Origin of the sequence: Haliea sp. (genome assembly GCF_040222615.1) — a bacterium.
Classification (GTDB): Bacteria; Pseudomonadota; Gammaproteobacteria; order Pseudomonadales; family Halieaceae; genus Haliea.
Window position 1 is genome coordinate 1 of record NZ_JAVKCQ010000028.1, and the last position, 14,256, is coordinate 14,256.

Below are 14,256 nucleotides of genomic sequence, written 5' to 3' on the forward strand. Positions count from 1 at the left end.
AGGTCTACCTCGACGCCATTGCGCCCGGTGATACTGCTCAGAACCCTTCCGGTTACACCATTATCGGCAATGACGGCGATACCACCCTGTATGGATATGTGTCGCCGAACCCGTCGGGGCAACCCTACAATGGCAGCAACACCTATGTGCTGGGCGAAGGTAACAACACCTTTTCGGGCGGCGATGACAACGCCCATGTCACCGGCGGGTCGGGACGGGATGTGCTGTTTGGCGGCACCGGTGACGCTGTCCTGCTGGGGGGCGATGGGGCCGACAGCCTGTTTGGCGAGGACGGCGATAACCTGCTCGACGCCGGAGCGGGGAACGACGAGCTGTTCGGCGGTTTTGGCAACGACACCCTGCTGGGCGGTGCAGGCAATGATATTCTGTTCGGTGGTGAGAGCTTTGACTCTGGTACCAGCACGCTGGATGCCGGCGCGGGGAATGACATCCTGTTCGGGAGCAGTGGCAATCATGAGCTGACAGGGGGTGCCGACGGCGACCGGTTTGTGTTTGCCAACAATTACGACATCCCCGTCAGCCTCGAAGATGGTGGGTCTGCGGTGAATACCGGCAGCGACGTATCGGATGGTGAGCTGGGTACCAACCGATTGATGGATTTCGACCCGACCCAGGACCTGCTGGCCCTGGCCCTGGATGATGTGATGCTGGACCCGCAATCGGGCTCGCTGAGCCTGGACGTAGAGCAGCAGACCGGCAATCTCGGGGAGTCGCTGTTGAGTTTCTCCATCAACTTCAACTCGGAGTTCGAATTCTTCACTGTCGAGGATGTCCTTGGTGATATGGGCCTGGCCAGCGCCATCTACATGGTGGAGCAGTCGACGCCGCCCATCCAGGACCGGCAATACCTCGATCAAACAGTTTTCAACCCCAGTCAGGACGACTCCTTTGATGGCGCCTTCGAGCTTGTGTATCGCTCGGCCGACCAGTCCCAGGGCGCGAGTTACGATATATTCGAATTTCTCAGAATCCAGCCCGTGAAGTTCAACGTTGATCCGCCCGAGGGACCTATCGGCGGCCAGGACAAGTTTGATCTCACTGCCCTGGGGCTCACCGACTTTGTCGTCGAGGATGGCGGTGCGGATACGCGCGAGATCCTCGATGCCCAGGGCGCTGCCACGACAGTGGCGGGCTCCGAGGTCGCAGTGGAGGATATCCTGTTCAGCAATGCGGACTTTGACTACCTTCTCGACCGCTTGCTCCAGGGGTCCACAGAGGACACCAGCAACTTCTTTTTTGACGACCGTGATCCCGACAACCCGGTTTACCGCGCCATGCATGTCGAGTATACGAATACTGACGGCGAGGAGTTTTTCGCCTATATCGATGCCGACCGCAACGGTGGTTTTGACCTCGGCACCGACATGGCGTTTTTTGTGCGGCTGGACTTTCTTGGTAGCGACGGGCTCGATGACGTGACTGACTTGTACAATCCCCTTGGGTTGGACGGCGGCACCGGGATATTCATGTTCGATGAGAGCCAGTATGACTTCTGGCTTAACGATGACTTCCTGGTGGTGTAGGGACAAGTGACGGTCTCGGTCGGCAGAATCCAGCCTGGCATCAGCCTGATGTGAGCACCTCTCGCCCGGGCTCGGAGCTGTACCAGGCACTGGCAAAGTGCCGCCCCTCGCTGCTGGCACTGGCGGTGTTCAGCCTCTGCATCAACCTGCTGCTGCTGGCGCCGGCCATCTACATGCTGCAGGTGTACGACCGCGTCATCACCAGCGGCAGTCTGCCGACACTGCTGATGCTCACCCTCGTCATTCTGTTCCTGTTCCTGACCATCGGCGCCCTGGAGTGGGTGCGGGCCCAGATATTGTTGCGCCTGGGCCTGAGGCTGGAGCTGGCGCTGGATGACCGGGTGTTCGATGTGGCCTTTCGCGAGGCGCTCTACAGCGGCGGCCGCGAGGCCCAGGGGCAAGCGCTGGCAGACCTGTCCGGACTGCGCCAGTACGTTGCCGGCCCCGGTCCCACCGCCCTGTTCGATGTCCCCTGGCTGCCAGTCTACCTGTTGGTGATGTATCTGCTGCACCCGCTGTTCGGGCTGGTGGGATTGCTCTCCGCGGCGGTGCTGATGGGGCTGGCCCTGCTCAATGCGAGGATCAGCCGCCAGCCCCTGGAGGAGGTCAGCGAGGCGACCGCGGACAGCAATGCCTTTGTCGCCAGGAACCTGCGCAATGCCGAAGTGGTGGAGTCCATGGGCATGCTGGCGGACATCCGTCGCCACTGGCAGCAGCGCCACTTCCGCCTGCTGGGCAGCCACGCCCGGGCAGCTGGCCGGAGCAGTGTGCTGAGCGCTGTCTCCCGTGTTTTCCGGCTGGCGGTGCAGTCCATGGTACTGGGGCTCGGCGCCTGGCTGGTGATCGATCAGCGGGTGACGCCGGGGGTCATGATAGCGGGGTCCATCCTCCTCGGCAGGGCTCTGGCGCCGGTGGATATGCTGATCGGCGGCTGGCGGCAGTGGGTGCAGGCGCGTTTGCAGTACCGGCGCCTGCAGGCGGCGCTGGAGCGTATTCCGCCGCGTCGCGAGCGGATGTCGCTGCCCGCACCCGAGGGGGTCGTCACGGCGGAGAATGTCTCCCTGGCGCCGCCCGGCAAGCGTTTCACGGTGGTGCGCAACGCCAGCTTCCGCATTGACCGGGGCGACGCCGTGGCCATTATCGGCCCCAGCGCATCGGGCAAGACCTCGCTGGTGCGCGCCATCCTCGGTATCTGGCCGACCAGCTCGGGCAAGATGCGCCTGGACGGCGCCGAGGTATTCAGCTGGGACCGGGCTGAACTCGGCCCCCATATTGGCTACCTGCCTCAGGATGTGGAGCTGTTTGCCGGTACCGTGAGCGCCAATATTGCCCGCTTCGGCGAGGTGGACCCCGGTCGCGTGGTGGCGGCGGCCAGGCTGGCCAGTGTGCATGAGGCGATCCTGCGCCTGCCGCTGGGCTACGACATGGAGATTGGCGATGCCGGCAGCGCCCTCTCGGCCGGCCAGCGCCAGCGCCTCGCCCTCGCCCGCGCGCTGTACGGCGGCCCCCAGCTGCTGGTGCTGGACGAACCCAATTCCAATCTTGACGACGAGGGCGAACGAGCGCTGATCACCGCGCTGCGGGCGGAGAAACAGCGCGGCGCGACCATCATTGTCATTTCCCACCGCAACACCATCCTCGCGGCGGTCGACAAGTTGCTGGTGATGCGCGAGGGCGCGATCGTCGCTTATGGGCCCAAGGCGGAGGTGCTGCAGCGAATGGAGGCGGGGCGCAAGCAGGCGCTGGCCCAGCGACCGGCGATGGCGCCGGGGTCGGATACGGTATGACCACGATCGCGGCCCCGGACAGCTCCGACCGTCGCTACCGGCTGCTGGGCACCCTCGTGGTTGTGCTCACCTTCGGCGTTTTTGGTGGCTGGGCCGCCCTGGCGCCGCTGGAGAGTGCGGCACTGGCGCCGGGCGTGGTGACGGTGAAGGATTCCCGCAAGACCCTGCAGCACCTGGAGGGCGGGATCGTGGAGGAGATTCTGGTGGCCGAGGGCAGCAGCGTGCAAGCCGGTGACCCGCTGGTACGCCTGGACAGCACCCAGCTCGAGGCGGAGCGCTCCATGCTGCGGGGCCAGTACGTCAGCCTTCAGGCCCTTGAGGCCCGCTTGCTGGCAGAGCGGGACAATCTGGATGCGGTGGTCTATCCAGGCGAGTTCCAGGGCTTACAGGAGGATTCCCGTGTCGATGCGGCGATCGCCAGCCAGAACGCGGTATTCAAAGCCCGCCGCGAGGCCACCGCGGGGGAGCGCGAGGTGCTGGAGCAGCGTATTGACCAGCTCAACTCCCAGAACGAGGGGATTCGGGCGGTGCGCACCAGTAACGCGCGTCTGCTGGAATCCTTCGCAACCGAGATTCGCGACCTGCGGCGCTTGCAGGAGCAGGGGTTCACCGGCAAGCAGCGCCTGACTGAACTGGAGCGCGAGCAGGCCAGCCTGGTGGGCGAGAATGCCGAGGCGCTGTCGCGTATATCCGGGAACGACATCCGCATCGGTGAGACCCGCCTGCAGATGATCCAGCTGGACCGGCACCGGCAGACAGAGATTGTGGACGAGCTGGAGACCGTGCAGGCCCGCCTCTACGACCTCGGTGAACGCCTGCGGGCGCTGGAGGACCGGCTGTCCCGGAGTATCATCCGGGCGCCGGTCAGCGGCGTCGTGCTGGGTCTCGCGGTGCACACGGTGGGCGGGGTAGTGCGGCCGGGTACGCCGTTGATGGATATCGTCCCGCAGCAGTTGCAGCTGGTGATCGATGCGGAGATATCGCCGCTGGATATCGACCGGGTTCGGACCGGCGACCGCGCCCGGATCCGCTTCAGCGCTTTCAAGAGTGCCACCACCCTGGTTGCCGAGGGCACCATCAGCACTATCTCCGCCGACCGCCTGGTGCGGGACTCAGGGGGCGAGCCCTACTTTCTGGCGCAAGTGGAAGTGGATCCCGAGAGCCTGGCGCGGATGCCCCATGTGCGCCTGCTGCCGGGCATGCCCGCGGAGGTGCGGCTCAGCACCGGCACGCGTACCCCGCTGCAGTAACTGTTGCAGCCTGCCAGCAACGTGATCGCACGTTCCCTGATCGAGGATTAGGCCGATATGTCAGTGGGGGAGCAGCGGTCGTGCGCGCCGGCCTGATCGTGTTGCTGGTGCTGGTGGGCCTGAACCTGCGGCCGGCACTGTCCTCCCTGGCCCCGCTGCTCGCCAGAGTGCAGGCGGAGACGGGATTGCCGGCAGTCGCAATCGGCGCCCTGACCACCTTGCCGGTGCTGTGTCTCGGCCTGTTTGCACCGTTGGCGCCCTGGCTGTCCCGGCGTATCGGTATCGAACGCACCCTGTCGCTGTCCCTGTTGCTGCTGGCTGTCGCGCTGGCGCTGCGCGCGAGCGCCAGTGTCTGGCCCCTGTTTGCAGGCACGGCCCTGGTGGGTGCGGCGATCGGCATTGCCGGCACGGTGTTGCCGGTGCTGGTCAAGCGCGATCTGCCCCGGGGTGCGGACCTGATGACCGGGGTGTACACCATGGCACTGTGTCTGGGTGGCGCTCTGGGAGCCGGCCTGAGCATTCCCCTGGCCGAGTGGTTGGGTAGCTGGCAGCGCAGCCTGGCCAGCTGGTCGCTGCTGGCGCTGGTGGCCCTGGTGTGCTGGCGGCTGAGCGCGCCTCATCCGATTCCCGACCGGGTCGCGCGGCGGCAGGTAAAGCCCGGGCGGGGCCTGTTGCGTTCACCTCTGGCCTGGCAGGTCACCCTGCTGATGGGATCGCAGTCATCGCTGGCCTATATTGTATTCGGCTGGCTGCCGTTATTGCTGCAGCGGCGCGGCGCGGGTGAAGCCGAGGCCGGGTTTTTGGTCGGTGCTTCGGTGTTTGTGCAGTTGTTCGCGGCTCTGGCCGCACCCTGGCTGGCGCGCCTGGGCCGCGATCAGCGCCCGGCACTGGTTGTTTTGCGGCTGCTGATCGGCGTGGGATTCTCTTGTCTGCTGCAGGGACCGCCCGCGCTGCGCTGGCCGGGAGTGGTCGCGCTGGGGCTGGGCCTGGGCGGTTGTTTTAGTCTGGCGATGGCGTTGCTGGTGCTGCGCAGCGCCACGCCGGCGGTGGCCGGCGAGCTATCCGGGATGACCCAGGGCATAGGTTACTGTCTGGCTGCGCTGGGCCCGCTGGGGGTGGGCGTCATGCTGCAGCTCAATGTATCCCTGACCGGAATCTGGATTGCCCTGACGGCGGTGGTGGCGGTGTCCATTGGCCTTGCACTGCTGGCAGGGCGGCGCCTGTTGCTGGATGTCGATGAAAACGGGCAGTTTGTCACCCGCGACCGGCGAGGCTAGTCTTCGGCCAGCTCGCTGTCTTCATCTTCGGGCTCCTCCAGCGGCTGGGTGTGGCTCTCCTCGACCACCAGGGTGGTGGATGCCCCGGCTGCAGTCTGCTCCCGGGAGCCATTGTCACCACTGTCCCGGCTCGCTGCAGACTCGTCGGCAGCACCCTGGTCGGCGGCGACAGCGGCCGGTGCGCTGACCTTGCCCTTGCCCGCGGCGATGCCGATATGGTGAGTGGCGAAGCCCGGCTGGACCACCTGGTTCAGTGCCATGCCAATAATGCGGCCGTTGTAACTCGAGATGATCCGGGTGCGGACGTTGGTGATGGGATTGGTGACGGTACCCAGTACATCGCCTTTCTTCACGGTTTGCCCCAGCGTGACGCGGCTGAAAACAATGCCGCCCACCGGCGCCCGCTGCCAGACCGAATTGTAGTACACCGGCTCGGGGTCGCCCCAGAGGCTGAAGCGGGCGGTCATGCCGAGGTGGTTCAGCAGGGTGCGGACACCTTTCACACTGTGACTGACGCTTTCCTCGTCGAGGACCGAGGGGCCTCCCGCTTCCATGGTAACCGCGGGAATGCCGGCTTCGACCGAGGAGCGCCGCAGGGTGCCCGAAGTGCCCTCACTGTGCACCACCACGGTGGAGCCGAAGCCCTTGGTCAGCGCCAGCACTTTGGGGTCGCGCAGGTCGCCTCGCAGCTGCGGCAGGTTGGTGCGATAGAACGAGCCGGTGTGCAGGTCGACCAGGGCACTGCAGTGGGCGATGACCTCGTGAAAAAATGAGTAGGCCAGGCGCGAGGCCGAGCTGCCGTCCGGGTCGCCCGGGAAGTAGCGGTTGAGATCGCGGCGGTCGCTGAGGTAGCGCGAGCCAGCGTGGAAACCCTGCAGGTTGACGATGGGCACGCCGATTACCGCGCCCTTGAGTTTGCCGGGGTCCAGGTTGTAGAGCACCCGGCGAACGGTTTCGATCCCGTTGAGTTCGTCGCCGTGCATGGCCGCAGTAAGGCACAGGGTGGGGCCGGGTTCGACCCCGTTGACCACGAGCACCGGAGTGGCGATGTAAATACCTTCGAAGGATTGGGTGGGCGCCCAGGACAGCCGGGTCGACGTTCTGGGTGGCACTTCGGTACCCAGCAGCACCAGGTTGCGGCCGACCTGCGGTTCCCGGACCGCGGCGGGTTCCGGAGTGGCGACAGAGGTGATCGGCTCGTCCAGCGGCATGTTGCGGGCCTTTGGCAGCTCCGCCTGGCCAGCCTCTTCTTCCTCTGCTTCCGCGACCACATCCTGCGCTCTGGTCTCCGCTGCCACGGCTGCATCCGGTTCCTGCCCCGGTTCGGGCAGCGCGTCCGTTTCCGGCGGCGGCTCTGGTTCCGGCTCCGGTTCTGTTACTGGTTCTGGTACTGGCTCTGGTTCTGGTACTGGCTCCGGCGCTTGCTCCAGGCCGGGCGCCGCTGCGGCGTCCGGTTCAACGCCGGTTCCAGCTGCGGCCGCGGGCCCGGCCTGCGCGGCCGTTTCCTCTCCCTGCACCGACACCGGGGCCAGAAGCAGTGACCAGAGTGCCAGGGTAACGAGTCGTCCCGCTGTGCAGGCCCTGCGGGAAATACTGTGAGTGGCACGCTGCAAAACGGGCTTCCTGTTGGGGTAGGTGGCCATTCTAGCAGAATTGGCGGCCCGATCAGGGTGGGATCGACAATGTCCTTGCGTTTCGGGCTTTGCAGTGCAAGATTAGGAATGTGTCAGTGGTCCGCGCATGCCGGCCCGGAACTGACGAATCCGATAATTATCTGGGGAATTGACTATGCTAAAGGAATTCAAGGAATTTGCGATGCGCGGCAATGTCGTCGACATGGCCGTGGGGATAATCATTGGTGGTGCGTTCGGGACCATAGTGAAAAGCCTGGTGAACGACGTCATGATGCCGCCGATCGGCCTGCTGCTGGGAGGCGTGGATTTTTCCGACCTGTTTATCACCCTGAAAGAGGGGGCGGTTGCGGGCCCCTATGCCACACTTGCCAGCGCCCAGTCCGCCGGCGCTGTCACCGTCAGCTACGGCCTGTTTATCAACGCCGTCATCAGTTTCCTGATAGTGGCCTTTGCCGTGTTTCTGCTGATTCGTGGGCTCAATCGCATGAAGCGCGAGGAGGAAGCTCCGGCCGCGGCGCCCACCGACAAAGAGTGCCCGCACTGCCTGTCGCGCATTCCGATCAAGGCGACCCGCTGTGCCCACTGCACTTCCGAGCTGGCCCCTGCCTGACCGCGACTTGCGCTGGGGAGGCCGGTAAGGTGGCAGGGCGCGGCCCCGCCCGCGGTGCGCCACTCTGGTCGGTGCCGCTGCTCACACTGTTCACTCCAATGGCGGTGGCCCAGCAATTGCTGGGTGCCTCCGTCACGGAGACGACTCTCTCCGTGATGCTGGCAATGATGGCTTTCACCCTGGTGATTGTGCTGGTTCTGTATCGCCGCCAGCGCAGGCTGACGGCGCTGCTGCGGCAGGAGTCGCGCACTGACCATCTCACTCTGATTCCCAACCGGCGTCACTTCTTCGAGCTGCTGGAGAGCAATACGGCGATGGCGTCCCGGTACGGGCAGCCGCTGTGTCTCGCCGTGCTGGATGTGGATCATTTCAAGGATGTCAACGATACCTACGGCCACACCGCCGGTGACGAGGTGCTGGTGGCTATTGCTGCGGCCATGCAGTCGCGCTTGCGGCGCTCGGATAGCGTTGGCCGCCTTGGCGGTGAGGAGTTCGGTGTGCTGCTGCCGATGACGTCCCTGCAGGCCGGTGCTGTTATTATCGAACGCCTGCGTCAACAGGTTGCCGCACTCCAGTTCCCGGGGTTGCAACCGCCGCCGCTGGTCCGTTGCAGCATTGGGGTGGCGGAGTATGTTGCCGACATGTCGGCGGAGGCTTTCTACCACGAAGCGGACACGGCCCTTTACCGGGCCAAGGAGGCGGGTCGCAACTGCGTTGCGCTGGCCGAGCCTGCGCCCGACCGGCAGCGGCAAGTCGGGCCCGTATCTGCCTCAGGCTGACTTCAGTTTTTCCAGTTGCCGGCGCCGTTCACGGCTGATGCGCGACAGGTCCGCCGCTGCGTCCCTGGCGATACCGGCCACTGTCTCCAGCCAGCGCCCGGCGACACGGGTGTTGTTGATGACACAGCGCGGGGCGGCGGTCAGCGGTGTTTCGCGCAGGATGCGCAGCGACTCACCCAGCGATGTACGCAGGGCTTCGGTTGTCGCCTGCGCCGCACTGTGATTGGCGCTGCCGAGTATCTCCAGGGATTCCAGCACCGCTTCCAGGCCAGTCCACTCCGCCAGCACGCCCTCTTCAATGCGGCGCCGCGCGCCGCGGCGCAACTTGCGCCTCAGGTTCCTGAACTCCCGGTCGATTCTCGGTCCGAATACCGGATCGCTGGCGGGGCGCAGGCGATCGTCCAGCTCCAGCTCGCGCCAGTCCGCTGCGGTCAGCACGGATTCAATCCGGGGAAATACCAGTTCTTCCTCGCTGCGCATGTGGGCCAGGCTGTGGTCGATATAGCTGCGGCCGGCGATGACCACGGATTCGCTATCGATGCCGCCGTGGCGCCACTCGGCGATCAACTGCTGCAGTGCCTGCGCCTTGCCCGCCATGGCATCGTGTTGGCGCTGCAGGCTGTCGACATCATCGGCCAGCTGTCGGTCCAGCTCCGCTGCGCGCCCGTAGATCAGGTCTTCACGGGGATGGTGGTAGCGATCCGCCCAATTCACCATATAGGACATGGTTTCGTAGAGCACATGGCTGTCGGCTGCCGCGCCATTGGCAAGCGCATCCAGCTGCGCGGCCATCAGCTCCGTGATCCTGGACAGGTGCACATGTTCTGCCAGCAAAGTGGCGATGAGCGGTGGTTTCGCATGCGTGTCTTTCATCTGCGCTCTCCGGCTTCATTGACCATAACCCATGGACAGACTAGCGCATTCCGTTGTCCCCATGCATTGATTTGTCTCATGGCCAATTCCGGCGATCCTCACTCATCAAGCGTCACCAGGGGAATGCGGAGGATTGTCCGGAGCTGGTGCTGGCGCTTGTCGACCAGGTCCTCCAGGGTATAGCCATCCAATGTGGTGGTGAATGCATTCAAGGCTTCGCGCAGAGCCCGCGCCAGGCCGCAGTTGCCCTGGATGGCACAGTCGCCAGCGGGCTCGAAGCATTCCACCAGGGCGCTGGAGGTCTCCATCTTGCGGAACACATCGCCCACCACAATCGCACTGGCGGGTCGGGCCAGGGTCAGACCGCCGCCCTTGCCGCGGGTCGCATCCACGAAGCCGTGGTGGTGCAGGTGCTGGACTACCTTGGTCAGGTGGTGTCGCGAGATGCCATAGGCCTCCGCCACATCGCGGATGGTATGGCGGCTCCCGGCCCCGACCGCTAGGTAAATCAGGGTACGGAGAGCGTAGTCCGTATATTGGGTCAAGCGCATCTTTCAGCCTGTACTGAAGCGGGTAATTGCCATCGGCGGTGCTGGGCAGGGGGCGTGGTGGGCGATATCGCCTCGGGGGCGTACTTCGAGCGGCCGCATTCTAGCGGCAACACCCGACTGAGAACAACGCAACCCTCTGCCGCTGCAGCGCCTCCAGGCACATCATCGCCCCTGCGGCTCCCGTTTCGGGTTGATATGGATCAGCTTTTCGCCCGATAGCCCGGGTCGAGTGGCGAATCCACCAGTCGATGCTCGGGCCGCGGTTGACGCCAGCGGGACATCGGTGTGAGAATCCCGAAAAAGCATTTCAAATGCATGTTTAAAACAACGACTCTGGCAGCGATTTCTCATTGCGGGAAATGCAACGCCAGGAGGGGGATCTACCATGATGGACTCGCTCACACGGTCAGCGGCACGCAATATCTTTTTCGGCGGATCGCTGTTTTTCTTCCTGGTCTTCGCTGCACTGACCGCGCACAGCCACTGGTACATGGTGAATGTCTCCACCGACAGGGAGGGGCTTACGGACTCCGTCGCCGCCGGCAAGCACGTGTGGGAGAAGCATAGCTGTATCAATTGCCACACGCTGATAGGTGAAGGGGCGTACTTTGCCCCGGAACTGGGCAATGTCTGGACCCGCTACGGCGGCCGCGACAACCCCGACGCAGCGCGCGCCGGTATCAAGGGCTGGATCAGGGCCCAGCCCCTGAACGTGCCGGGGCGCCGGCAGATGCCCCATTTCGAAATGACCGAGGAAGAGCTGGATAACCTGGTGGATTTCTTCCGCTGGGCGGACTCCATTGATACCCAGGGCTGGCCGCCGCACCCGGTGGGTTGAGGCAATGATCCAGGACCCCGGGCGAGCATGCAGGCAGAGGACACAACAATGAAATACGAAACCCAGCGAGTGGCATTACCCTTCTTCGCGGTCGCCATGGCGCTGTTCGCGCTGCAGGTGACCTTCGGCATTCTTGCCGCCATGGTCTACGTCCTGCCGGAGTTCATGGTGGAGCTGGTGCCGTTTCATATCATGCGCATGAGCCACACCAACCTTCTCATCGTCTGGTTGCTGATGGGCTTTATGGGCTGCACCTACTTCCTGTTGCCGGAAGAGGCGGAGACAGAGATTCACAGCCCGCTGATTGCCTACGTACAGCTGGCGATCTTCGCCCTGGCAGGTGCCGGGGCCCTGATCAGCTACCAGTTCGGGATACACGAGGGGCGGGAATTCCTGGAGCAGCCACTGTGGTCCAAGATCCTGATAACCGTTTCTTTCCTGATGTTCCTCTACAACACCAGCATGACCCTGCTCAAGGGGCGCAAGACGGCGATCAATACCATCCTCATGCTGGGGCTCTGGCTGGCGGCGATCTTCTGGCTGTTCGCCTTCTACAACCCGGCCAACCTGGCGGTAGACAAGCTTTACTGGTGGTGGATCGTGCATGTCTGGGTCGAGGGTGTGTGGGAGCTCATCATGGCGTCCCTGCTCGCCTACCTGTTGATCAAACTCACCGGGGTGGATCGCGAGATCATCGAAAAGTGGCTGTACGTCATCATCGGCCTGGCGCTGTTTTCGGGCCTGCTGGGCACCGGCCACCACTACTACTGGATCGGCGCACCCGTGTACTGGCAGCATGTCGGCCGTTTCTTCTCCACCCTGGAAGTGGCGCCGTTCTTCGCCATGGTGATGTTTGCGTTTTACATGTTCTGGAAGGGCCGTCGCAACCACCCCAACAAGAGCGCCATGCTCTGGACCCTGGGCAGCGCCACGGTGGCCTTTTTCGGGGCCGGCGTCTGGGGCTTCATGCACACCCTGCATTGGGTCAACTACTACACTCACGGGACCCAGGTGACGGCGGCCCACGGGCACCTCGCCTTCTACGGCGCCTTTGTGATGATGGTGCTCGGTGTCATTACCTACGCCATGCCCCAGTTGCGTCGTTTGCAGCCCTTTAATCAGATTCTCAACATGTGGAGTTTCTGGCTGATGACCTCGGCCATGTGCTTCATGACCTTTACCCTGACGTTCGCGGGCGTGGTGCAGACCCATCTGCAGCGGGTGATGGGCCTCAACTATATGGAGGTGCAGCAACAGCTGGTATTGTTCTACTACATGCGTCTGGGGGCAGGCATGGTCGTTGCGATCGCCGCGGTACTGTTTCTGTATGCGGTGTTCGGGCCCGCCCGCGAAGAGTTGCCCGAGGGCGATACCGCGCTGACGGCAGCCTGACAGTGAAGGCCGCTGCGATTCCGGAGCAAGCGGGGGAGTTGCCGTATTACGAGCCGGTGGGCGACGAATGCGCACTGTTCGAGCACGCCTGGCGCCACGGCCTGCCGCTGCTGCTGAAGGGGCCGACCGGCTGCGGCAAGACCCGCTTCGTGGCTCATATGGCGGCCCGGCTGGGGCGGCCCCTGTTTACCATTTCCTGCCACGACGATCTTACCGCCGCGGATCTCACCGGTCGCTTCCTGCTGCTGGAGGGGGAAACCCGCTGGGTCGATGGCCCGCTCACTCGTGCCGTGCGCGAAGGTGGTATCTGCTATCTGGACGAAGTGGTGGAGGCGCGCAAGGACGTGACCGTGATCCTGCATCCCCTCACCGATGACCGCCGCCTGCTGCCGCTGGAGCGCACCGGTGAACTGCTGCAGGCGCCGCCGGAATTCATGTTGGTGGTGTCCTACAACCCGGGCTACCAGAATGTACTCAAGTCCCTGAAACCCAGCACCCGGCAGCGTTTTGTCTCCAGTACCTTCGATTTCCCGCCCACCGAACAGGAGGTGGCGATCGTGGCCAGGGAGAGTGGCCTGGCGCCGGAGCGTTGCCGGACTTTGGTGAGCCTCGCACGCCGCCTGCGGGCGCTGAAGGGGCAGGATCTCGAGGAGGGGGTCTCCACCCGGCTGCTGATCTACTGTGCCACTCTGATCGCCGCTGGCTTGCCGGTCATGCAGGCCGCTCGCGCCACCCTGGTGGAGCCGCTGAGTGACGAGCCCGATGTGCAGGAGGCCCTGCTGGAGGTTGTTACCATGGCCTTTGGTGGCGACTGAAGCAGCGGTCGGGGGGTAATTCCATGCTGCACCTGCTTGAACTGGAAGAGCTGGTCGGGCGCTATTGGCATCGCTGGGCGTCCGCCGCTGACTCCTGGCCCCACCACGCCGACGCCGCGGTCAGCCTGGAGGAGCTTGCGCCGGTCCTGGCCGTCTTTTTTCGCGCTGCCGGCGGCGAAAGCAGTGCCGCGCTCGGCGCCATAGCGGCCCGCGAGTCGGGTCACCGGCTGCGCCTGCGGCAGCGGCTGGGCTTCGACCGGGAGCGGCTGGACCAGGCCCGCATCGACGAGGAGTCGCTGCTGCTTCCCCCTGTCATCGGACTGTTTCCCGAGCGCAGCCTGAACCGCGAACTCTATTTCTGGCTGGCGGCCCATGCCGCGGCGCTGGAGCCGGTCGAGGCCACAGCCGACCCGCTACAGGCCGATCTGCTGGCGCTGCGCGCGGCCCTGCTGGCGGTGCAGCGGGTCTGCAGCGAACTGCCCGGTTTTCGCAGTCGTTACCGGCGCCTCTGTGAGGCCCTGCTGGCAATTCGCCCGCGGCGCCCGCTGCCGGTCACGGAACGGGCGCTGGAGTTTGTTATCCGCCACGCCCTGGGCGATCCCGGCGAGCAGCCCGACCTGGCAGCGCAGCTGGTGCTGCTGGTGTCCAGCCCGTCGGTGCCGGTGGCGGGTGTACAGGCGCCCAGGGGCTATCGGCCGCCGCTGCCGGTGCCCCTGTGGGCCACCAGCTTCAGCCTCGGTACCCGCGCCATCGCGGCGGAGGGGGAAGAAGAACAGGATCAGGCTCCCGCCAGCGGCGACAGTGGCGGCGGCAAGCGCAAGGCCAGCCGCCGCCACCAGGATCAGGCGGAGCGCGATGACTCGCTGATTTTCAATCGCTTCGAAAAAATGCTGTCCTTTGCCGAGA

13 protein-coding genes are annotated in these 14,256 nt (G+C 64.6%); 10 read left to right on the plus strand and 3 right to left on the minus strand.

The window, feature by feature from the left end; translation table 11 throughout:
• The 4 genes from RJQ10_RS02965 to RJQ10_RS02980 all read left to right on the plus strand — a co-directional run.
• The coding region (locus RJQ10_RS02965; protein ID WP_350143482.1) for a calcium-binding protein at positions 1-1,544 on the plus strand (1,544 nt) is incomplete at its 5' end.
• A 50-nt stretch (positions 1,545-1,594) separates the two neighbouring features.
• Positions 1,595-3,331: a type I secretion system permease/ATPase gene (locus tag RJQ10_RS02970; protein WP_350143484.1), complete on the plus strand. Its 1,737-nt coding sequence runs from the start codon at positions 1,595-1,597 to the stop codon at positions 3,329-3,331.
• Positions 3,328-4,581, plus strand: coding sequence for an HlyD family type I secretion periplasmic adaptor subunit (locus RJQ10_RS02975; protein ID WP_350143486.1), 1,254 nt, complete (start codon positions 3,328-3,330; stop codon positions 4,579-4,581). The genes RJQ10_RS02970 and RJQ10_RS02975 overlap by 4 nt, the downstream gene beginning before the upstream one ends.
• Before the next feature lie 80 nt (positions 4,582-4,661).
• Positions 4,662-5,858, plus strand: a complete 1,197-nt coding sequence (locus RJQ10_RS02980) for an MFS transporter (RefSeq protein WP_350143488.1) — start codon at positions 4,662-4,664, stop codon at positions 5,856-5,858.
• Here RJQ10_RS02980 and RJQ10_RS02985 read toward each other — a convergent pair.
• A complete protein-coding gene (locus RJQ10_RS02985; RefSeq protein WP_350143490.1) occupies positions 5,855-7,471 on the minus strand; it encodes a succinylglutamate desuccinylase/aspartoacylase family protein in 1,617 nt (538 codons plus the stop codon). The two genes, RJQ10_RS02980 and RJQ10_RS02985, sit on opposite strands and share 4 nt — an antisense overlap.
• A 175-nt stretch (positions 7,472-7,646) precedes the next feature.
• Here RJQ10_RS02985 and mscL point away from each other — a divergent pair, with 175 nt between their 5' ends.
• Both mscL and RJQ10_RS02995 read left to right on the plus strand, forming a co-directional pair.
• Positions 7,647-8,102: a large conductance mechanosensitive channel protein MscL gene (gene mscL / locus RJQ10_RS02990; RefSeq protein WP_350143492.1), complete on the plus strand. Its 456-nt coding sequence runs from the start codon at positions 7,647-7,649 to the stop codon at positions 8,100-8,102.
• A 29-nt stretch (positions 8,103-8,131) separates the two neighbouring features.
• Positions 8,132-8,881, plus strand: coding sequence for a GGDEF domain-containing protein (locus RJQ10_RS02995; RefSeq protein ID WP_350143494.1), 750 nt, complete (start codon positions 8,132-8,134; stop codon positions 8,879-8,881).
• Here RJQ10_RS02995 and RJQ10_RS03000 read toward each other — a convergent pair.
• The gene (locus tag RJQ10_RS03000; protein ID WP_350143496.1) at positions 8,873-9,754 is read right to left on the minus strand and encodes a hemerythrin domain-containing protein; all 882 of its coding nucleotides are present in this window, start codon (positions 9,752-9,754) and stop codon (positions 8,873-8,875) included. The two genes, RJQ10_RS02995 and RJQ10_RS03000, sit on opposite strands and share 9 nt — an antisense overlap.
• Positions 9,755-9,852: 98 nt before the next feature.
• Positions 9,853-10,305 (minus strand): RrF2 family transcriptional regulator, encoded by a 453-nt coding sequence (locus RJQ10_RS03005; RefSeq protein ID WP_350143498.1) that lies wholly within the window; start codon positions 10,303-10,305, stop codon positions 9,853-9,855.
• A 385-nt stretch (positions 10,306-10,690) separates the two neighbouring features.
• Between RJQ10_RS03005 and RJQ10_RS03010 the strand changes: the two genes are divergently transcribed.
• The 4 genes from RJQ10_RS03010 to RJQ10_RS03025 all read left to right on the plus strand — a co-directional run.
• The gene (locus RJQ10_RS03010) at positions 10,691-11,143 is read left to right on the plus strand and encodes a c-type cytochrome (RefSeq protein ID WP_350143500.1); all 453 of its coding nucleotides are present in this window, start codon (positions 10,691-10,693) and stop codon (positions 11,141-11,143) included.
• A 48-nt stretch (positions 11,144-11,191) separates the two neighbouring features.
• Positions 11,192-12,535 (plus strand): cbb3-type cytochrome c oxidase subunit I, encoded by a 1,344-nt coding sequence (locus RJQ10_RS03015; protein ID WP_350143502.1) that lies wholly within the window; start codon positions 11,192-11,194, stop codon positions 12,533-12,535.
• Between the two features lie 2 nt (positions 12,536-12,537).
• A complete protein-coding gene (locus RJQ10_RS03020) occupies positions 12,538-13,350 on the plus strand; it encodes a CbbQ/NirQ/NorQ/GpvN family protein (protein ID WP_350143504.1) in 813 nt (270 codons plus the stop codon).
• Positions 13,351-13,373: 23 nt separating this feature from the next.
• Positions 13,374-14,256, plus strand: an 883-nt coding sequence (locus tag RJQ10_RS03025; RefSeq protein ID WP_350143506.1) for a hypothetical protein, incomplete at its 3' end; no start/stop codon positions are given.

Coding starts and splice junctions, on each gene's coding strand:
- RJQ10_RS02975 (WP_350143486.1), top strand. CDS start 3,328: ATGACCACGATCGCGGCCCCGGACAGCTCCGACCGTCGCTACCGGCTG.
- mscL (WP_350143492.1), top strand. CDS start 7,647: ATGCTAAAGGAATTCAAGGAATTTGCGATGCGCGGCAATGTCGTCGAC.
- RJQ10_RS03000 (WP_350143496.1), bottom strand. CDS start 9,754: ATGAAAGACACGCATGCGAAACCACCGCTCATCGCCACTTTGCTGGCA.
- RJQ10_RS03005 (WP_350143498.1), bottom strand. CDS start 10,305: ATGCGCTTGACCCAATATACGGACTACGCTCTCCGTACCCTGATTTAC.
- RJQ10_RS03010 (WP_350143500.1), top strand. CDS start 10,691: ATGATGGACTCGCTCACACGGTCAGCGGCACGCAATATCTTTTTCGGC.
- RJQ10_RS03015 (WP_350143502.1), top strand. CDS start 11,192: ATGAAATACGAAACCCAGCGAGTGGCATTACCCTTCTTCGCGGTCGCC.